Annotated in this window: 19 protein-coding genes; 6 read left to right on the top strand and 13 right to left on the bottom strand. The window is 56.3% G+C overall.

Features of this window, described 5'->3' with window-relative positions; translation table 11 throughout:
- The 10 genes from nuoK to BUB22_RS10895 are packed head-to-tail and all read right to left on the bottom strand — an operon-like array spanning nucleotide 1 to nucleotide 9,177.
- A complete protein-coding gene (gene nuoK, locus BUB22_RS10940) occupies nucleotides 1-315 on the bottom strand; it encodes an NADH-quinone oxidoreductase subunit NuoK (protein WP_072812383.1) in 315 nt (104 codons plus the stop codon).
- Complete coding sequence (locus tag BUB22_RS10935) at nucleotides 315-857, bottom strand: NADH-quinone oxidoreductase subunit J family protein (RefSeq protein ID WP_072812386.1); 543 nt, start codon at nucleotides 855-857, stop codon at nucleotides 315-317. The genes nuoK and BUB22_RS10935 overlap by 1 nt, the downstream gene beginning before the upstream one ends.
- Complete coding sequence (locus BUB22_RS10930; protein WP_073115156.1) at nucleotides 857-1,423, bottom strand: NuoI/complex I 23 kDa subunit family protein; 567 nt, start codon at nucleotides 1,421-1,423, stop codon at nucleotides 857-859. The genes BUB22_RS10935 and BUB22_RS10930 overlap by 1 nt, the downstream gene beginning before the upstream one ends.
- On the bottom strand, nucleotides 1,423-2,778 hold the full coding sequence (locus BUB22_RS10925) for a complex I subunit 1/NuoH family protein (RefSeq protein ID WP_072812390.1): 1,356 nt from the start codon (nucleotides 2,776-2,778) through the stop codon (nucleotides 1,423-1,425). Before BUB22_RS10925 ends, BUB22_RS10930 begins: the two co-directional genes overlap by 1 nt.
- Nucleotides 2,778-4,370 (bottom strand): NADH-quinone oxidoreductase subunit G, encoded by a 1,593-nt coding sequence (locus tag BUB22_RS10920; protein ID WP_073115155.1) that lies wholly within the window; start codon nucleotides 4,368-4,370, stop codon nucleotides 2,778-2,780. The genes BUB22_RS10925 and BUB22_RS10920 overlap by 1 nt, the downstream gene beginning before the upstream one ends.
- 4 nt (nucleotides 4,371-4,374) lie before the next feature.
- Entirely contained in the window at nucleotides 4,375-5,682 is a 1,308-nt protein-coding gene (gene nuoF / locus BUB22_RS10915; RefSeq protein ID WP_073115154.1) for an NADH-quinone oxidoreductase subunit NuoF, read from the bottom strand.
- Nucleotides 5,683-5,684: 2 nt separating this feature from the next.
- Entirely contained in the window at nucleotides 5,685-6,746 is a 1,062-nt protein-coding gene (locus BUB22_RS10910; RefSeq protein ID WP_073115153.1) for an NADH-quinone oxidoreductase subunit NuoE family protein, read from the bottom strand.
- Nucleotides 6,743-7,936 (bottom strand): NADH-quinone oxidoreductase subunit D, encoded by a 1,194-nt coding sequence (locus BUB22_RS10905; RefSeq protein ID WP_072812398.1) that lies wholly within the window; start codon nucleotides 7,934-7,936, stop codon nucleotides 6,743-6,745. The genes BUB22_RS10910 and BUB22_RS10905 overlap by 4 nt, the downstream gene beginning before the upstream one ends.
- Nucleotides 7,933-8,535 (bottom strand): NADH-quinone oxidoreductase subunit C, encoded by a 603-nt coding sequence (locus BUB22_RS10900; RefSeq protein WP_073115152.1) that lies wholly within the window; start codon nucleotides 8,533-8,535, stop codon nucleotides 7,933-7,935. The genes BUB22_RS10905 and BUB22_RS10900 overlap by 4 nt, the downstream gene beginning before the upstream one ends.
- A gap of 6 nt (nucleotides 8,536-8,541) precedes the next feature.
- A complete protein-coding gene (locus tag BUB22_RS10895) occupies nucleotides 8,542-9,177 on the bottom strand; it encodes an NADH-quinone oxidoreductase subunit B (RefSeq protein WP_072812402.1) in 636 nt (211 codons plus the stop codon).
- Nucleotides 9,178-9,523: 346 nt separating this feature from the next.
- On the opposite strand from BUB22_RS10895, the gene BUB22_RS10890 reads away from it, so the two are divergent.
- From BUB22_RS10890 to BUB22_RS10870, 5 genes are all read left to right on the top strand, one after another.
- Nucleotides 9,524-10,357: a TIGR02147 family protein gene (locus tag BUB22_RS10890; RefSeq protein ID WP_073115151.1), complete on the top strand. Its 834-nt coding sequence runs from the start codon at nucleotides 9,524-9,526 to the stop codon at nucleotides 10,355-10,357.
- A 75-nt stretch (nucleotides 10,358-10,432) separates the two neighbouring features.
- Complete coding sequence (locus BUB22_RS10885; RefSeq protein WP_139258971.1) at nucleotides 10,433-12,010, top strand: hypothetical protein; 1,578 nt, start codon at nucleotides 10,433-10,435, stop codon at nucleotides 12,008-12,010.
- 71 nt (nucleotides 12,011-12,081) lie between these two features.
- On the top strand, nucleotides 12,082-13,536 hold the full coding sequence (cysS, locus tag BUB22_RS10880; protein WP_073115149.1) for a cysteine--tRNA ligase: 1,455 nt from the start codon (nucleotides 12,082-12,084) through the stop codon (nucleotides 13,534-13,536).
- Nucleotides 13,537-13,678: 142 nt separating this feature from the next.
- Entirely contained in the window at nucleotides 13,679-14,335 is a 657-nt protein-coding gene (locus tag BUB22_RS10875) for an MBL fold metallo-hydrolase (protein ID WP_073115148.1), read from the top strand.
- Between the two features lie 91 nt (nucleotides 14,336-14,426).
- Nucleotides 14,427-15,632, top strand: a complete 1,206-nt coding sequence (locus BUB22_RS10870) for an acyltransferase family protein (RefSeq protein ID WP_254794726.1) — start codon at nucleotides 14,427-14,429, stop codon at nucleotides 15,630-15,632.
- Between the two features lie 116 nt (nucleotides 15,633-15,748).
- On the opposite strand, the gene BUB22_RS10865 is transcribed toward BUB22_RS10870, so the two are convergent.
- Complete coding sequence (locus BUB22_RS10865) at nucleotides 15,749-16,018, bottom strand: hypothetical protein (protein WP_097036909.1); 270 nt, start codon at nucleotides 16,016-16,018, stop codon at nucleotides 15,749-15,751.
- A gap of 81 nt (nucleotides 16,019-16,099) precedes the next feature.
- Here BUB22_RS10865 and uvrB point away from each other — a divergent pair, with 81 nt between their 5' ends.
- On the top strand, nucleotides 16,100-18,352 hold the full coding sequence (uvrB, locus tag BUB22_RS10860) for an excinuclease ABC subunit UvrB (protein ID WP_073115146.1): 2,253 nt from the start codon (nucleotides 16,100-16,102) through the stop codon (nucleotides 18,350-18,352).
- A 180-nt stretch (nucleotides 18,353-18,532) separates the two neighbouring features.
- Here uvrB and BUB22_RS10855 read toward each other — a convergent pair whose 3' ends face one another.
- Together BUB22_RS10855 and BUB22_RS10850 are read right to left on the bottom strand one after the other, a co-directional pair.
- Nucleotides 18,533-19,555, bottom strand: a complete 1,023-nt coding sequence (locus BUB22_RS10855) for a branched-chain amino acid aminotransferase (protein WP_088638563.1) — start codon at nucleotides 19,553-19,555, stop codon at nucleotides 18,533-18,535.
- Between the two features lie 135 nt (nucleotides 19,556-19,690).
- Nucleotides 19,691-20,224 carry an ORF6N domain-containing protein gene (locus BUB22_RS10850; protein WP_073115144.1) on the bottom strand — a complete coding sequence of 178 codons (534 nt, stop codon included), beginning with the start codon at nucleotides 20,222-20,224 and terminating at the stop codon, nucleotides 19,691-19,693.
- Nucleotides 20,225-20,305 lie beyond the last annotated feature (81 nt).

The following is a 20,305-nucleotide window of genomic DNA, read 5'->3' as shown; positions in this document are numbered from 1 at the left end:
TTAGCCCCTCATATCGGAATAGGTGTCGGCATCGATACTTTCGCGGTTGCGGAAGATAAAGATGACCATTGCAAAGCCCACGCACGCCTCGGCGGCGGCAATGGCGATGGAGAACAGCGGAATGATCTGGCCCGCGACACTCATGGTATCGGGGAGCGTCTTCGCGAAGCCCACGAAGGAGAGGTTCACCGCGTTCAGGGCAAGTTCAATGCCCATGAGCACAAAGAACAGGTTCCGCCTGGAAATAGCCACCATGATACCGATGGCAAAGAGCGCCAGGGCAAGCAGCTGGATGAAAATGGGTTGGAGTTCCATCAGTGTTTATCCTCCATATTTTCAGATTCAACGGATCCGAGACGCTTCTTCGCGAGAAGCACCGCAGCCACCATCGAAGAAAGCAGCAGCAGGCCAAGTGCCTCGAAGAGCACGAAGTAGCCGGGGCCAGTCTGAGCCACGTCGAAGAGAGTCTTGGACGTGAGGGCAACGGAACCGCGGAGCGTCGTCGTATCGAACGCGAGCGGGCTACGCACCAGCGCAAAGCCCACGAGGCCTGCGAGCACGATAACCGCCGGGATAATGAAGAGCGACACCTTGTCGAACATCGGAGTCTTGGAATCGCGGGCACCGTTCAGCACCATGATGACGAACGTGACGAGCATCATGATTGCACCGGCGTAGACCATGACCTGCACGACGCCCAGGAAGGGGCTACCGATAAGGCCGTAGATTCCGGCGAGCGAGACCATCGAAACGATGAGCGAAAGGCCGCCGTAGAGAGGATGACGGCTCAGGAGCACGCACGCAGCGGCACCGAGCGTAATCACCGCGAGAATGATGAAATAAATCAGGGCTAACATTACTTAACCTCCATTCCCCAGACCTTTCTGGCCTCGGCATTCTTGGTACCGCCCGGAGCCACCTGGCTCTGTTCGTCGTCCGGGTAATCCTTCGGATCCCAGTTGGTGAGGTCCTCGAGGTGGGCGACAAACTCCTCGCGGGAGCGGTGTTCAAAGGAAATCTTCTTCGTGTCCATGCGCAGCGCATCCACCGGGCAGGCTTCCGCACAGAGGCCGCAGAACACGCAGGTCAAGTGATCGATGTCGAAGCGCTTGACCTTTTTCTCGATGCGCGGATCATCGCTGGCCGTTGCCTCGATAAAGATGCAGTGGGCCGGACAGGCAGCCGCACACATGCCGCAGGCGACACAGCGCGGGGTGCCATCGGGGCGCAACATCAGGCGGTGCTTGGCACGGTAGGTATTGCGGACTTCCGGCTGGCCTTCCGGGTAAGAAATCGTCGGGAGTTCTTCGTAGCGGAACAGACCGCGGGCAGCGTGCTTGAGAGTCGTGAACAAGCCACGCAGGGCCTCGAAAATGTAGAGGCGTTCGCCCAAAGTCATGGGTTTCTGTCTAATAACGCGCATTAGTTACCTCCTACAAGCTTCGCGATGACCGCAGTCACCACAAGGTTGATGAGGGCGATATTCAGAATAATCTTCCAGCCGAGGCTCATCACGTGGTCATAGCGGAAGCGCGGGAGTGTCCAGCGCACCCAGATCCACACCCAGCAGAAGAACACGCTCTTGACCACGAGCACCAGCAGGTGGATGAGCGCGGTTCCGAGGGCAGTCGAGAGGCTGCCGACGGCGACGCCGCCGATGACCATGGACTGCGGATTGTAGAAGAACCAGGCGAAGAAGGCGAGAATCACGAGCACCACGACTGCGGTCCATGCCACAATGTTGTAGAGCTTGTATTCGCGCAGGATTTCAAAACGGTTCGTGAGGTTCGTCGCAGCGAGCTTCTTAGAATAGCGGTGAATCATGTGCAAGAAGGCGAGCGCGAGGAACGCGAGCACGCCGCAAAGCACCGCAAGGGAACCACCCATGTGGGCCTGCATCGTCTCGGTCGTAATGAACGGCACCGAGTAGCCACCCAGGAAGAGTGTTGCAATGAGGAAGCTGTTGATGCAGATATGCGAGTATTCACCCATGTAGAACAGGCCGAACTGCATGGCGCCGTATTCGGTATGGTAACCGGCGACCAGTTCGGGCTCGCCTTCGGCGACGTCGAACGGGGCGCGGCCGGTTTCGGCGATACTTGCAATCAGGAAGCAGAAGAACGCCACCGGCTGGGCAACGATACCCCAGACGTGATGTTCCTGCCAGCTAACGATATCGGTCAGGTTGAAGGAACCCGCGAGGAGCAATATGCCCATCATAGAAAGGCCGAGGCACACTTCGTAACTGATGGTCATGGAACTCGTACGCAGCGCACCGAGGAAGCTGTACTTGGACTTGGACGCCCAACCGGCCAATACGGCGCCGAACGCGGAAAGCGAGCTGAAACCGAACAGCAGGAGCACGCCCACGTCGGAATCGATGATGGAACCCGGGATGCGGACCATCTGGCCGCCCCACTCGAACACCATCGGGCCGAACCACGGGATAACGCAGGGGCTCAGGAACACGATGGCAAACGGGATTGCCGGAGCCACGTAGTAGAGCACCTTGTTCACGCCCGCGGGGGCGAACATTTCCTTGAAGAACAGCTTGGTACCGTCGCACATGTTCTGTACGTAACCGAGCAAGCGGATCTTGCCGAAGTACGGAATCTTGATGTACGAGCGGTTCGGGCCCTGACGGTCCTGCATAAAGCCCGCACCACGACGTTCCATCGGGATAAGGAGAAGGATATACAGCACCGGCACGAAGCAGAAGGCGAACTTCGCAATCGTGATGAGCCATTCTATCCAGGTTTTGGATTCAATAATATCCATTATGCTTCACCTCCTTCGAGGAGTTTGCCTGTGCTCTTGATGGCATCGTACGTGAGCCCGGCGAGGACCGGCGCATACTCGCCCGCCTGTCTGAAGGCGTCGGCTGCGGCCTCGAACTTGGACCCGGCCATGTAAGATACCACCTGGTAGGCAGCCCAGAGATTTTCGTCGGGGCAGACCGGGCAGGCGTTCAGTTTCTGCAGCATGTTGAGGCTGTTCACCATCGTGCCCTGGACTTCACTCCAGTGGCGTACACCCATCGCGATGGTCGCCTTCTTCGCGGTAGCATCGTCGAACGGGGTAATGGCGATACGGCAATTGATTTTCTCGAGAACGCCAGCCGCAGCCGGGTCCTCGCCGAACAGGTCGGCGTTCACCGTCACGAGGGTCTCGAATTCAGTGGCGCGCTTCATGAAGTCGGCCACATCGGCAAAGCCCAAGAGCTTCATGCCGGCGCGGTTCGCCACCGGGTCACCGCTCTTCGCGATACCGTCGGGAGCGTTCACCTTCAGGAGGGAGCCGCCGAAGATTTCAGCGCGGTCACCGAGAGTTTCCTTGAGCATACGGATTGCGGCGAGGTCTTCGAGCGTGCAGGTTCCACCCGCAACGAGGGCAATCTTGCCGTTCCCGAAAGCCGGTGTATGCACATCCATTGCCGGAAGGCGGTTCTTGTCGAACTGCTGGAACGCGAGGCGGCTCGTGTTAGAAAGCCAGCTGCGGTTCACCACCGGGTTGCAGCGCGGCATCACGCGGTAAATGTGACCGTCGGCGTAGTCGAGCCAGATATTCGCACCGAGGGAATCGTCCATCGAAATAGTCGGCGTGTGGCTGAGCAACCAGACGCGCTTCTGGAAGCGGAAATACTTCGCGGTCATCGCACCCACGGGGCACACGTCCGTCACGCACAGGTCGTATTCGTGGTCGAGCTTTTCGCCCGGGAACGTGGTGATGTAAGTGTGGTCGGCACGGCCTGCAAGTTGCAGCTGTTCGGAACCGGCAATGGTACGCATAAAGCGCACGCAACGGTCGCACTGCACGCAGCGTTCCTCGTCGAGCAACACACGGGGGCCCAAGTCCACGTGCTTGCCGCCACGGAGTTGGCCCTTCGCATCAATGAACTGGTGCGCGGGATTGCCGTGGTAGTTCTTGCCGTATTCCGGGCGCATACGAGATTCGTTCTGGCCCGCTTCCATGTAGTTCTCTTGCAGGGTGCACTCGCCCGCCTTGTCGCAGATGGGGCAATCGAGCGGGTGGTTCACCAGCATGAATTCCTGGGTGGCCTTGCGGGCGTTCTTCACGCGGGCACTGGATGCCGGCGTGTAGATTTTCATACCCGGAGAAACCGGCGTGTAGCATGCAATCACGAGCATGCGGCCACGCGGGCCTTCCTGTTCCACCAGGCACTGGCGGCAGTTACCCGATACCGGGAGGTAAGGATGGTAACATACGTGAGGAGTTTCAATCCCGACAGCCTTGAGGGCCTCGAGCAGGTTCGTATCGCCAGGAACCATCACCGGCTTATCGTCCACGAAGATTTCCACCTTCGGGCTGTTCTCGGTCGGGAGTTTCGGCATGTTGTAGTAGTTACTCATATTATTACCAGAAAATTCCAGGACGATAGTTTTCCTGAACACGCGGCTTGGCGTGGTCGGGGTTCTTTGCAATCAGTTCGTCAAAGTCCTCGCGGAACTTTGCGGTGTAAGATCCAACAGGGCCACCGAGCGAAATGGACAGCGGGCAAATCGTCACGCCGCCAAAGCCGCCAGACAGGCTCTGCATCAGTTCCACGTCGCCATCGTGACCCTTGCCTTCCACAATCTGGTTCAGAATGCGGTGCAACAGGCCCGTACCCTCGCGGCACGGAGTGCACTGGCCGCAGGATTCGTGGCTGTAGAAGTTGCCAAGCACGTTCAGGAGTTCCGCCATGTTGTGCGTATCGTTAATCACGATCATGGCGCCCGAACCGAACATCGTCTTCATGGAGGCGAGGCATTCGTAGTCCATCGTGGCTACGGCACATTCGCCCGCGTTCAGCGGAGCACAGGAAGAACCGCCCGGCAGCACAGCCTTCAGGTTCCCGCCCACGATACCGCCGGCATATTCGTTAATCATCGTCATCATCGGGGTTCCGAGAGGAGCCTCGTACACGCCCGGGTTCTTCACGTCGCCCGAGATGCAGAACACCTTCGTACCGCCGGCACGGGGCGTACCCATCTTGGCGTATTCGCTCGGGTCATGCTGCAGAATCCACGGGAGAGCCATGATGGTTTCCACGTTGTTCACGCAGGTCGGGGACTTCCAGGCACCGCTTACCGCCGGGAAAGGCGGTTTGAGGCGGGGCTGGCCCTTCTGGCCTTCGAGCGAGTTGATAAGAGCAGTTTCTTCACCGCAGATGTAGGCGCCGGCGCCGCGATGCACGAAGATATCGAAGCAGAACTTGGTGCCCATGATGTTCTCGCCGAGGTAACCGGCGGCGTACGCCTGGTTCAGGGCCTTGTTGATGCTCTCGATGCAGGGCAGGAACTCGCCGCGGCAGTAGATGTATGCCGCGCGGGAACCGAGCGCCCAAGCCGCGATAATCAGGCCTTCGATAAGGCGGTGCGGATCTTCCATCATCAGGAAGTGATCCTTGAACGTACCGCCTTCGCCTTCGTCAGCGTTCACCACGATGTACACGGGCTTGCCGGAATTGCGGGGCACGAAGCTCCACTTCATGCCGGTCGGGAAGCCTGCGCCGCCACGACCGCGGAGGTTAGAACGTTGTACGTAGTCGATGAGTTCGAACTGGCTCATATTGAACAGGCGTTCCGAAATGTTCGCGTAGCCGCCCAGCTTCTTGTAGACTTCGATGTCCTGGGCGCCCTTGCCGAAATTCGCTGTACAAACTTTTACACATTCAGCCATAATTACTTAGCCTCCTCGACCGGAGCCGGCTTCTGGGTGGTCACGGCCTCGTTAGAGGGCTTGGCCGTGCGTTCGCCCGAAGTGGCAATCATGCGGTACACGTCGCCGACCTTGCCGGCAGCATCCACAAAAGCCTTGTCCTTCACGCCGGGCTCGCCCACCGCGACCCAAGAAGAGCCGTTCTTCTTTTCCACCACAATCTTCGTGAATTCGGGAGCGCCCTTCCATGTGAGGGTAGCACCCGTCTCGTCGGCCTCGGCCTTCACGTTCAGCACCGGGGACGGAGGAGCGTAGTCAGGCACCTGCGGCTTGGCAGTTGCTCCCGGAGCACCGGGGTGGCCGCCGTGGCCCTTCACGATTCCGCCAAGCACATCGTGCTTCGGCACGTTGTTCGTGTGAGCCTTGCACCAGTCGATAATGCGGTCGATGCTTGCTTCGGTAAGGGTCGTACCGCGCTTCATCTTGAGTTCGCCGTCCACGACGTCGGTCGCGAAGTCATCGTTCACGAGCATCATCGGGCCGTTGCCGCAGCTGCCCAGGCATTCCACCTGGAGCACGGTAAACATGCCGTCGGGAGTAGTCTCACCGCTCTTGACGCCGAGCTTGTTTTCCACATACTTGATGAGCGGCTGGGCGCCCTTGATGGAGCAGCTGATGTTGCGGCAGAACTGCAGCAGGAACTTGCCCTTGGGGGCGTGGTTGTACATGGTATAGAACGTCGCAACACCGAGCGCATGGGCCGGAGCGCAACCGCAAACGTTGGCCGCCCAGCGGATGCCTTCCGTCGGCACCCAGCCGAACACGCCCTGCACGAGCCACAGCACTTCGAGGAGTGCTCCCTGGCCCACCGGGTAACGGCTGAGCAGGTCCGCGCAGCGTTCCTTGATTTCGGGAGTATCGAGTTTCGCAAGCACTTCCTTCGGGGCAGGCTGCGGAACAGGCTTGTTCACATAGCCAAAAGTCTGACCCGGATCCGGAAGAGCCGCAATAGCTTCGCTCGGACCATCAAACTTCAAATGGTTGTTCGAAACGAACTGGACTGCACCTTGAATATGTTCTCTCATCGGTCAAGTTCTCCAGCAATGATGTTGAGGCCCGAAAGTACGGCCATGGAGTCGGCAAGCTGGCCACCTTCCACAAGTTCGTGGAATGCGGCAAACTGCGTGAGGCAGGGCGGGCGCACCTTGATGCGGTACGGATGGCCCGAGCCGTCAGAAACAATCGTGAAGCCGAGTTCGCCGTTCGCGCACTCGCTCCCGCAGTAGTATTCTCCCTCGGGGACGCGGATGCCCTCGTACACGCTCTTGAAGCGCCCGATAAGGCCTTCCATATCCTGATAGGCAAGCTTGTGCGCCGGCACGCGGATGCGTGGGTCGACGATGTCGACCGGGCCCGGAGCGAGGCGCTTCAGGGCCTGGCGCACGATCTTCACGGATTCCTCGATTTCGGCGAGGCGCACCTGGAGGCGGTCGTTGCAGTCGCCCTGGGTGCCGACCACGACTTCCCAGTCGTAGGTCTCGTAATCGTAGTAGGGTTCGTCCTTGCGCAGGTCGGATGCAACACCGCAAGCGCGCAGGCACGGGCCCGTCCAGCCGTAGCTGATGGCGCGTTCTGCAGAAATCTTGCCGATTCCCACCGTACGGTCGAGGAAGATGCGGTTACGGTCCAAGCAGGCGTGCAGGTCCTTCAGGGCCTTCTCGGTAGAATCGAGGGCGGCGAGCACATCCTGTTCAAAGCCTTCGTAGCTATCGCGGTAGAGGCCGCCAATGCGGGCAAAGCTGTTGGTAAGGCGCGCACCCGTGAGCTTTTCCCAGATGCACATGATTTCTTCGCGCGGGTTGAACGCGTACATGAACGGAGTCGTACCGCCTAGGTCCTGGAATGCGGCAGCGACGCACACGAAGTGGTCGTTGATACGGCTAAGTTCGTTCACAATCACGCGGAGCACCTTCGTGCGTTCCGGAATCTCGACGCCGAACATGTTTTCCACAGCGCGGCAGTACGCAATGTTGTTCATGATGGCCGAGCAGTAGTTGAGGCGGTCGGTATACGGGACCACCTGCTGCCAGGTGCCGCGTTCCACCATCTTCTCGAACCCGCGGTGCAGGTATCCGATTTCTTCTACGCTTGCGACAATCGTCTCACCATCCATCGCGGCCAAAAAGCGCAAGCAGCCGTGAGTGGCCGGGTGGCTCGGGCCCACGTTCAGGGGCATCAGGTTCAGCTTATCGCCATTCTTATCCAGTACAATCATTCCTTGATACTCCCTTCCAAGAATTCGTTATCGTTTGTCTCCACTTCCTTGCTGCGCTGGATGACCCTGTAGCCGAGGTCCTGCAGGCGCTTTTCAAGTTCCGGGAGCAGGTAGTCGTTGGTGGAGAGCCACTGGCGCTTCTGGGCCGGGTAATCCTTGCGGAGCGGGTGACCGACAAATTCAACGTGGTTCAACAGGCGGCGGAGGTCCGGGTGGCCTTCGAACACAATTCCGAACTGGTCGTAGACTTCGCGTTCGTACCAGTTGGCGTTCGCATACAGGTCGCTGATGGTCGGGACCTTGAGGCTATCCTCCCCGACCAGCACCTTGAGACGCACGCGCACGCACGGGGCGGCGACCGTCTTGAACGAGTAAGAAACCGCAAAACGCGGGCCCTCGTGGTTCGGGTAGGTCAGGTAGTCGATGCCCGCGATATCCATGAGCATGTCGAACTTCACGGCGGCTTCATCCCTGAGGAACTGCACCGCATTGCGCAGGTAGGCGGCACTCACGACGGCGGTCACGCCCCACTTGTCGAGCGTCTCGCGCTTCGCGCCGAACTTTTCTTCTAGGCAAGCGAAGATTTCTTCAGCAGTCATTATCTTCTACTCCTTCCAGAATTGGGCTTTCTTTACGAGGTTCTGTTCTTTTTCCACGACGAAGTCCTTGATGTCGGTAACCTTCTCCTGGGCAAAGGCCTTCGCATTGGCCTTGGCTTCGGCAGTCTTCGCCTTGATCATCTCGAGCTGGTCCTTCACCTGTTCGGCGCGCTGCTTCATGAACGATTCGTCCTTGATCTTCTTCTGCAGGTCGAACATGGCATCGAAGAACGCTTCCGGACGGCTGGGGCAGCCACCGATATACACGTCCACCGGGATAATGTGGTCAATGCCCGGAACCGTGCAGTAGCAGTCGTAAAAACCGCCCGAGCAGGCGCATGCGCCCATAGCGATAACCCAGCGCGGTTCGGCCATCTGCTCGTAGATACGCTTCAGAATCGGAGCCTGCTTGTAGGTGATCGTGCCAGCGACCAAAAGCACGTCGGACTGGCGGGGCGTAAAACGCACATACTCTGAACCGATACGAGAAAGGTCGTAGCGGCCCACTTCCGTACTCATGAACTCGATTGCACAACATGCCGTACCGTAGGGGAACGGCCACAGGGAATTGGTACGGCCCCAGTTGACCAAAAAGTCAAGGGAGGTCGTTATGATATTCGGCTTTTCTGCCTCATTACCCATGATGTTACCTCATAAAATTCGCGCCAAAAGATAGAAAAAACGCCATTATCGGCGGAATTTTCCGCCCAAACGGAGCCCCGTCTGCCATTACGGAATGCTTATAATTTTCTGTTAATCCTAAGAGTATCAATACGTTACGACATATTTCACGTTTTGTAACGCCCCGGGAGCGCCCACGGCCATGCCACTACAAAAAATGTTCTCAAAATATTTCTCACTCCCGATTTAAAAATGTATATTTATAACTAAAGACCCAAGATTACTGGCCAACAACCAACACCCATTTACTATTGACCACCGACTATTGACTATTGACTATTGACCAATGACCAATGACTAATGACGCATGAATCGTTTTTTAGACATATACCAGTTTACGCACTTCCGCAAGTTCCTGGAAGAATACCAGACCGCCCGCGCACAGGCGGAACCGGGCTTCACGCGTACCGAAATCTGCAACCTGCTCGGGCTCGAGAAGAGCCGCAGCTACTTTGCCGATGTCCTCAGGGGCAAGAAGGTCAGCCCCCGCATGGTGGCAAAGTTCATCGAAATCCTCGAACTCGACAAGAAAGAGGCGAAGTACTTCGAGACGATGGTGGAACTCGACCAGGCGAAAAACGACGCCGCCCGCAACGCCGCGATGCAGGAACTGCTGAAACTGCACCCGAACCCGCAGCATATATTAAATGAAGACGCCTACGAATACTACAGCCGCTGGTACCACAGCGCGCTCTTCGCCATACTGGACGCGATGGACGTGGGCGACGACATGGCGCCCGTGCAGAAGAGGATTTTCCCGAAGGTCCCGCTCGGCAAGCTGAAGGATTCGCTCGCCCTGCTGGAACGCCTCGGGCTTGCCCGCAAGAACGAAGAAGGCTTCTGGAAACCCACCAAGGAAAGCATCAGCAGCGGGCCGTACAACAACGCGGAACTCATCAAGCAGTACCAGCTGCAGTGTTTCGAACTCTCGAAGCAGGCGCTCATCACGCCGCCCAAGAAGCCAACCGTCATGAGCACGCTCACGTTCAGCATCTCGAGCGATGCGTACAAGAAGCTCGAGGCCGAACTGCAGGAATTCAAGGCGAAGGCAAGGCGCATCATCGGCGAAGACAAGGAGCATGCCGACGGCGTCTACCAGATGAACATCCACCTGTTCTCACTTTTAGACGAAAGACGATAGACGATAGACGAAAGATAAGTTCCTACGTCATCCTGAGCGAAGCGCAGCGAAGTCGAAGGATCCAAAAGAGGTTTTATGTTTGGACGAAAGACGATAGACGATAGACGAAAGATGTGCTCTAGTGTCATCCTGTTCGCGGGGGCGGTTTTCGCGCTCCTCAGCGCATGCAGCAACGGCACGGACACCGCGGGCGTGATTTCCGAGACGGAATCGGGGCAGACGGCAAGTTTGACCATCAGCGTCAACACGAATCTTGAAGTTGGCGACCCCTCCGAAATCAGTAGTCGCCCCAGAGTCGCCTTGATGCGTACCGCTAACGACCGCAGCGAAATCATAGACTCCGCCGTCACCGACACGAACAACGAAGTCACCTTCAAGAACGTGCCCTACAGTGATTTTAGCATCGTGGCCATGGGTATGGATCCTTCCGGCGCCGTCACCTTTGGCAATATCATCACCGACAAAATTCTTGAGTCCAAAGAGTTGCTGAACGACACCGGGTTTGTAGAGACCCACCTCGAGATCAACCTTTACGAGACAGCAAAAATCAGGCTGAACGCAGCGGCACTCGAAATTGCCCCAGGCGATTCTGTCTGCATCACGGGCACCCTGTCTTGTGGAGTCTACGACAAAACCGCACAGGAATCCGGATACATCAGCATCGAGAATATCCCAGCATCAACATATTCTGACTCCTACGTAGACTATGACCAGGTCGAAATTATCCATGACGGAGCCGCCCGCAAGGATACCGTCTACTGGCGTGTTTTCCCTGGAGACGACCGCACCGCCAACAAGAACGCTGTCGTCGATATTGTCTCCGAATGGTCCTTCACGCTCCCATCCATAAGTCTTCTCGACAGCCTCCAGGACAAGACGCTCGATTCGCTAATCGCACCGATTCCAGTCAAAAGGCCCGTCACACAAGACGACTACACCGTATGCGCCTTCGGGAGCACGACCACATCCGACTTCATGGACAAGAGTCAAAACAGCCTTCCCTGGAGCAATTCCAACTACAGGGGGGCAGACTCCATCACCACCTGGGTAATGCTTCCTCCTATGGATTCTGCTGTCACCATCTACAAGGTACACGGCGAAATCTACCCCCTTGTGGCAGCCACAAACCGCATCCAGTATTCAGACTCGTTCGCCTCGGGCGACACGCTGTACAGGGCAACATTCTCCGAAGATTCCAGCATAGCCGTCGGATTCTGGATTCGCGCCGTGGGTACAGAAGACAGCGTTCGCCACAGCATTCTTTCCCTGGGTTCAGAAAGTACCGGTTTCAAAATAGCCCAATGCGAAAAGGACGCTGAATACGTCTGTTCCAGGATTTACAGCGGGCTCAATTCCGCCGCGACAGACAGCGTCATCTACGGCAAGGCGAAAATCCTTGACGGCGAAAGGCACCACGTTTCGTTCGTCATCCACAAGAAACACCTCGCCATCGCCGTAGACGGAGAGACAATCCACGATACCGACCTCAAGCTTTCCAGCGAATTCTACGGTCTCTCTGGAATGCTGGTCGGCGACTATCCGCTAGAAAACCTTATCGTCCATTCCTTCGGCAGCTACATTCGCAAGGATGGCGAAAAAGACTGGATCCGCCTCCAGGCATGGCTCATGGCGTTCTACGAACTTCAAAAGTAGACTAGTTCGCCTAACTTTTCTATATTTGCCCCCGCTTGGCGCATGTCGCGCCGCATTTAACGGAGGCTAAAATGGCTCTACAGTTCTACAACACCGCATCGCGCAAGAAAGAAGTATTCACACTCCCCGAAGGCGTTCCCGCCGTGCGCATGTACTGTTGTGGCCCGACGGTGTACCATTTCGCCCACATCGGCAACCTCCGCACCTACATTTTCGAAGACTTTTTGGTGCGTACGCTCAAGTACTACGGCTACAAGGTGAACCACATCGTGAACATCACCGACGTGGGCCACCTCACCAGCGACGCGGACTCCGGCGACGACAAGATGGAAAAGGGCGCCGCCCGCGAAGGCAAGTCCGTGTGGGATATCGCTAAGTTCTATACCGACGCTTTCATGGCCGACTGGCACCGCCTCAACATCCAGGAACCGACCCGCTGGACTCCCGCCACGCAGCACATCCAGGAACAGATTGACCTGGTGAAGACCCTAGAAGAAAAGGGTTACACCTACCGCACATCCGACGGCATCTACTTCGATAGCCTCAAGTTTCCGCGCTATGCCGACTTTGCCCGCCTCGACGTGGAAAACCTGCGCAAAGGTAGCCGCATCGACATGGGCGAAAAGAAGAACGCCACCGACTTTGCCCTGTGGAAGTTCAGCCCGAAGGACAAGAAGCGCGCCATGGAATGGGACAGCCCGTGGGGCGTTGGATTCCCCGGCTGGCACATCGAATGCTCCGCCATGGCCATGAAGTACAATGGCCCGACGCTTGACATCCACTGCGGCGGTACGGACCACATCCGCGTGCACCACACAAACGAAATCGCCCAGAGCGAATGCGCGAACGGCGTGCAGTTCGCCCGCTTCTGGATGCACGGTGAATTCCTGCGCACCGCCAGCGAAGAAAAGCTGGAAGACGGCACCACCGAGCAGAAGTTCGGCAAGATGAGCAAGTCCAGCGGCGAATTCCTGACGGTATCTCTCCTGATGGACCGCGGCTTCAACCCGCTCGACTACCGCTTCTTCGCGATTGGCAGCCACTACCGCAACTACCTGAACTTCACGTGGGAAGCCCTGGAAGGTGCGAAGGAAGGCCTCAAGAGCTTGCACAAGAAGACGGACCCGCTGATTGGCAAGGCTACCGCGATTGAAAGCGATGCCGCCAAGGCTTTCCAGCAGGAATTCAAGGACGCTATCGGCGACGACCTGAACATGCCGCGCGCCCTCGGTATTATGAACACGATGCTCAAGAGCGATATCGATGACGGCGAGAAGGCTGCACTCGTGGCCGACTTCGACCAGATTTTCGGTTTGAAGCTCGACCAGCCTCGTGAAGAATACGCCAAGAAGGGCGCGAACGACGGCGTGGATGTCGCAAAGATTGAAGCGCTGATTGCCGCCCGTAAGGAAGCGCGCGCCGCCAAGAACTGGGCCGAAAGTGACCGCATCCGCGACGAACTCGCCGCGATGAATGTTGTCATCAAGGACAGTAAGGAAGGCACGACCTGGGAAATAAAGGGATAGTGATTAGTCAATAGTCATTGGTCATTAGTTAATTCGCCCGCCGTCGTGCGGGCATTTTTTCATTGTCATCCTGAGCGAAGAACCGCTAGGTTCGTAGTCGAAGGATCCAGACCTGATTTTTCCTTTTTTTATATTAGGCGTCATGAACATCAAGCAATTTGTCGTGAATCCCTTCGGTGTGAACGGTTTCGTTTTAAGCAACGACGCCGGCGATGCGATTCTAATTGACCCGAGCGTTTCGAGCGAGCAGGAGGAAGCGGCGTTGGCGAACTATATCGCCACAAACAACCTGACCGTGCGCCACCTGCTGAACACGCACCTGCACCTGGACCACGTGCTGGGCAACGCGTTTATCGCCCGCAAGTACGGCGTGCAGCCCGAGGCTCACGAAGAAGACGCCTTCTTGCTTGACCTGCAGGAAGAGCAGAGCCAGATGTTCGGACTCCCGTTGCGGGAACATTCGCCCGGACTCGGCAACTACCTTGCCGAGGGCGATGCCGTCGAGGTGCCCGGCATCAAGTTGCAGGTTTTCCACATCGCAGGGCACTCCCCCGGCGGCATCGCGTTTTACTGCGAAAACCCGGGCGAAGTGAACGGGCAGAAAGATGTTCCTCCCCTGCTGTTCCCCGGCGATATCATGTTTGCGGGTAGCAGAGGCCGGAGCGACCTCTTCGGCGGGGACGACGACGCACTTGTAAGCGGGATTAAGAGCAAACTGCTCACGCTCCCGAAAGAAACCGTCGTGTTCCCCGGACACGGACCCATGACTACAATTGCAGATGAGAGAAGATGGTATTGATTGAAGATTCCCGCCTTCTCCTCAAAGAGGATAACTCTACTATGGCAACAAGTTGCCAAGTATCGTATAGCGGGGATGACAAGCCAAGAGCATGAGCGACAAGGCGATGGCAAGAATTGGGTGGATTGACGAGTTCAAGGGATTCGTGTTGTTGCTCGTGTGCCTTTATCACGTGGAGCAATCGTTCCCGCAGGCGCAAATGGGAATGCTCCACCTGAGTGCGCTCCGCATGTCAGCCTTCTTCTTCATCTCAGGAATGCTATTCAGCACGCGGCGCTTTCCTGATTTCAAAAGCTACCTTGTTCACAAGACGCGCGTCTTGCTCGTCCCCTACATCCTGCTTTCGCTCCTGTTTCTGGCGCTGGACCCGGTGCTTTACAATTTCGACTTGTTCCCGAAGGCGCCGCGCATGACGGTCATGAACATCAAGCCCGAAATCGCGACCGTGTGGGATTATATCTACTGGAACCTCGCGAAAATATTTGTGGCCGGAAAATCTTCCATCGGGTCGGGGCCGCTGTGGTTCGTGTTCACGCTGTACTCGGTAAGTTTGCTGTTTTACGGGGTGCAAAAAGTTGCGGGCCGTATTTCTGTGCGCCGAGGAAGGGAGATCCCCGCCTGCGCGGGGATGACAACGGGAATCATCGCTCTTACCGCAATCGCAAGCCTCGCAGGCGGCTGGTTCCTGTATGTCAACCACATCCGCTTGCCGCTCGGGATAGAGCGCGATTTGACAGTGCTTTTTTTCTTCGCGAACGGCTGGCTGTGCAAGGGCGCGTTGAAAGATCCCCGCCTTGGTTCGGCGACGCTCACCACAGGTCGCGGGGATGACGTTCGAGGCAAAAACATCTTGGCTCTCGTCGCCGCCACCATCGTCGCATTCGCCGCCTACGCATACCTCGAAGTTCCAGACCCGAACTTCAGCATCATGAACAACGATCTCGGGAAATCCCTCCCCGTATTCCTCACCAGTTCCTTTTTCGGCATCGCTGGCCTTGTCGCCACATTCATGTTTGCAGACAAACTACCAAACATTGCGCCATTCCGCATCATCAAGGGAATCCTGCGTAACATCTCGCGCAACGCGCTCGTAATTCTCGCTGTTCACTGGTACACCCTGCTCGTCATGCGGTTGCTCTTCCGCGACACGTTCAACAAGCCGGGCATTGCCTACCTCGCCATTCCCGTGGTTGCAACCGTGGTTATCGGGGCAATTCCGCTGTTCCGCTGCAAGCTCTACCGCCTGCTCGGCAAACAAAAAATCAGCGTCCGCGAGAGCTTAAACATCAAGGACTAGGGCCACGCAGTTCTTGCCTGCACATTAAACTGCGCCACTCTAGCCCGCGCATTTTATACTCAAATTTCGCGCGCCTCCTTTAACCGCAAACAGCGCATTCCGCGCCACTAAAAAAACTAGAGGTAGCTCTTGCACTGGCGAACGGGCTCGGCCTCTTCGGGCTTCTTTTTCGGCACATACACCTTGATGGCGTAAACATTCTGCTCCGTCTCCGCCACGATATCGCCTTCCTGTAAATCCTCGTTCAGTTCGATTTCCACCTCGACTCCATCGCGGGCAATGCAGCGGATAGAACGCGCCGTCAGTTCCTCGTGCAAAAGAGGAACGTCAACGACTTTCTTGTAAGTACCGTGATGTGTCGTGCCGAGAATTCTGTTACAGTGCATGCGGCGCAATATAGAATTTTTAGTCATCGGCCATTCGCGATTAGTTGTCGGCTTGACATTTTCTATCTTTCACAATGAAATATGGCACGCGCACGCAAGACAATCACACCTGACCCGTATGCGAAACCGATAGCGAAGCCGCTACCGCCGGAGCAGAGTCTGCCCGGGCATTTAAAACAGTTCCAGTCACCCACTCGCGCGAACTTCGAGCTCGTGAGCCCTTACGGGGCGGCGGGCGACCAGCCGAAGGCCATCGAAGAACTGACGGAAGGTTTCAAGCACGGTGAACAGTTCCAGACGCTCCTTGGCGTCACTGGTTCCGGCAAGACGTTTACGATGGCGAACGTCATCAAGAACGTGGGCAAGCCGACGCTCATCCTCACGCACAACAAAACGCTCGCTGCCCAGCTCTACCAGGAATTCAAGGCGTTCTTCCCGCACAATGCGGTGGAATACTTCGTGAGCTATTACGACTACTTCCAGCCCGAAGCGTACATCCCGCACACGGACACCTTCATCGAGAAAGACGCAAGCATCAACGACGAGATTGACAAGCTCCGCCTGCGCGCCACCGCAAATTTATTGACCCGCAGGGATGTGATTATCGTTGCCTCCGTAAGCTGCATCTACGGTTTGGGTAGCCCCAGCGAATATTTCGACTTGATGGTTCGCATCAAAAAGGGTGACGTTTACGACCGCGACAAGATTCTGCATGACCTCGTGCGAATTCAATACACGAGAAACGATTTCAGCCTGGAACGCGGTTCTTTCCGCGTGCACGGCGACGTGATTGAAATCCACCCGAGCTACGACGAAGAAGGCCTCCGCATCGAACTTTTCGGTGACGAGGTGGACCGCCTCGTGCGCTTCAACATCATTACCGGCGAAGTCACGCAGGAAATGGACGAGATGACGATTGCACCGGCGAAGCACTTTGTGACCAAGGAAGAAGGCCGCGCGGGCATTTTGCAGCGCATGCAGGTGGAACTGACCGAGCGCCTTGCAGAACTCGACAAGGAAGGCAAGGTGCTGGAATCGGCCCGCCTTTCGAGCCGCACCCGCTACGACATGGAAATGATTCGCGAGACCGGCATGTGCAGCGGCATCGAGAACTATTCCCGCATTATCGAGAACCGCGCCCCGGGTACGCGCCCGTTCACGCTCATCGACTACTTCGGCGATGACTGGCTCTTGATGGTGGACGAATCCCACGTGAGCATTCCGCAGGTGGGCGGCATGGCCGAAGGCGATAAGAGCCGCAAGACGACGCTGGTGCAGTACGGATTCCGCCTCCCCTGCGCGCTCGACAACCGCCCGATGAACTTTGCCGAATTCGAGTACATGTACCCGAAGCAAGTGCTCTTTGTGAGCGCCACGCCCGGCGATTACGAACTTACCAAGACCGGCGGCGTCGTTACCGAACAAATTAACAGGCCAACCGGACTTCTGGACCCGAAAATCGAGATGTTCCCCATCAAGGGCCAGATGGACGTGCTCCTGTACCGCATCGAGGAGGTCGTCAAGAACGGCGACCGCGTGCTGGTCACGACCCTCACCAAGAAGATGGCGCAGGACCTTACCGACTTCTTTGTGGAAGCGGACATCCGCGCGCGTTACCTGCACAGCGACATCAAGACGCTGGAACGCCACGAGCTCATCCGGGGCTTGCGCACCGGAGAATTCGACGTACTGGTGGGCATCAACCTGTTGCGCGAAGGTCTGGACCTGCCCGAAGTGAGCATGGTCGCGATTCTCGATGCCGACAAGGAAGGATTCCTGCGCAACTACCGCAGTTTAATCCAGACGATGGGCCGCGCAAGCCGCAACGTGAACGGCACAGTCTTGCTCTTTGCAGACAACATGACCGACAGCCTGGAAAAGGCCATCACCGAAACCGCCCGCCGTCGCAGCGTGCAGGAAGAATTCAACAAGGAACACGGCATCACGCCGAAGTCCGTGACCCGCAAGATTGAAGATGATTTGAGGATTAACGACCCGCTGGGAATAGACGGAGACGATTCCGTCGACGACGATCAGTTCCCTGAGCCTACCGAAGGGAACGAACCCGGAATCCGCCCGATGGAACCGCTGCAACCCAGTTCTAGACGAAAGACGAAAGACGAAAGACGAAAGAAAGGTTCTAATTACTCCAAGCGCGCGGAGAACGCCAAACTGAGTGCGGCCGTCGGCGCCACCGCAACACGTCATCCTCGCGCAGGCGAGGATCTATCGGCAAAACTTGCCGACCTCGAGCGCCAGATGAAAGAAGCCGCCGCGCGCCTCGACTTCGAAGAAGCCGCACGCCTCCGCGACATCATCCGCGGCATGCAATAAACCCTCATGTCATCCCCGGCTTGACCGGGGATCTCCCATAAAAAAATCCCGCGAATTTCTCCGCGGGATTTTTCACATTCGTCATGTTCGCGAATACAAGAATCCTTCACATTCGTCATGTTCGCGAAGGCGAACATCTTAAAGATCCCCGCCTTCGCGGGGATGACACATGCGATTCGATTACACGTCAACCACTTCAGTCCAGCCGAACGGGTCTTCCGCTTCGCCGAACTGGATAGCAGTGTACTTCGTGAAGAGTTCCGTGCAGACCGGGCCCGGATTCTTGCCGTCACCGTAGGTGAATTCCTTACCGGCAACCGGATCCACAATCTTCTTGATCGGGGTAATCACGGCGGCGGTACCGCATTCGGCGGTTTCGCTGAATTCAGCGAGTTCTTCGAACGGAACCTGGCGGCGTTCCACGGTGTAGCCGAGGTATTCAGCAAGCTGCTGCAGGCTCTTGTTCGTAATCGACGGCAGGATGGATTCGGACTTCGGGGTCACGTAGGTCTTGCCCTTGATGCCGAAGAAGTTTGCCGGACCGCATTCGTCGATGTACTTCTTTTCCTTCGCGTCCAGGTAGATGGTGCTGGAGTAGCCGAGTTTCTTGGCCTCGGCGAGGGAGAGCAAGCTGGCAGCGTAGTTACCGCCGACCTTCACCGTACCCGTACCCTGCGGAGCGGCGCGGTCGAAGTTGCGGCTAATCATCATGTCCACAGGCTTGAAACCGTCCTTGAAGTACGGACCCACCGGAGTCACGAACATCAACAGCAAGTATTCGTCGGAGGGCTTCACGCCGACTTCCGGGCTCGTACCGATGAGGAGCGGGCGGATGTAGAGCGTTGCACCATGACCATACGGCGGAATAAAGCGGGCGTTAGCCTTCACCACTGTGTGGACCATCTCGCGGAACAGCTCGACCGGCGGAACGGCCATGAGCACGCGGTTCGCGGTGTTCTGCATGCGCTTCGCATTCTCGTCAACGCGGAAGATACGGACCTTGCCGTCCTTGCCCGTGTAAGCCTTGAGGCCTTCGAAACCTTCCTGGCCGTAATGCAAGCAGGTAGCGGCCATGTGGATGCTGATGTCCTTGGAAGAAGAAAGTTCAACCTTGCCCCACTTGCCATCGCGGTAGTAGCAGCGGACATTGTAATCGGTATCGTAATAACCGAAGGGGAGCGTCTTCCAATCGACAGTGTTCAAATCAAGCATATATTCACCTTTTTGTGCAATTTGTGCATTTTTAAAGGTATCGTTCGGTACCGCACAGAAAAATACAATTATATACGCGTTTTTGGCACGATTTGTCGTGAAAAATTAAAGAAATATTGGCAATCTCTACTTTTTCCGTTCCTTTTTGACCTTATGTTTTATCTTGAGCATTGCAAAATTCAGCTCAATTTCAGTTTCGGATTCCGCTTGTTCCAAATCGCTCGTAAGGACATTCGATATAATCTCTCCGCTTCGTTTCAGCAAGGATTTTCTTTCCACATCGTCTGTGGTATTGGGAATGTCCGCAACCATCCTAGACAATTCCCTAATTTCCACAAACGTATCTATAATGTTTATTGTCGTCTGCGTTGCTGTTTTTCCCTTCAAAATGGTAGCAAGCATATACAAACCACGTTCCGTAAACGCTGTTGGATTGACCGGGCTGAATTTTAGCTTTTCAAGGTGGTCAAAATTTTTTACCACCTCCTTTTTCTCTTCATTTGTAGTTTGGAAAGTGTATCCCGCAGGAAATTTCTCGGGATTATTTCGGACAGCTTGGTTTATTTCCTTGGTTGGCACACCATATAGGGCCGCCACATCGCAATCCAGAATTACACGTTCATTACGGATTGTCACTATTTTGCTTTCTACATCTTTCATAAATCCTCCATCCGCCTACAAGGCAAAAAAGGCGGGGTTAAAGTCCTTGCGAGCAATATAATTTATTTCAGATGTCAAAAG

Origin of the sequence: Fibrobacter sp. UWCM (assembly GCF_900129735.1) — a bacterium.
In the GTDB taxonomy this organism is placed as follows: Bacteria; Fibrobacterota; Fibrobacteria; order Fibrobacterales; family Fibrobacteraceae; genus Fibrobacter.
This window is presented reverse-complemented; position numbering and strand designations above follow the sequence as displayed.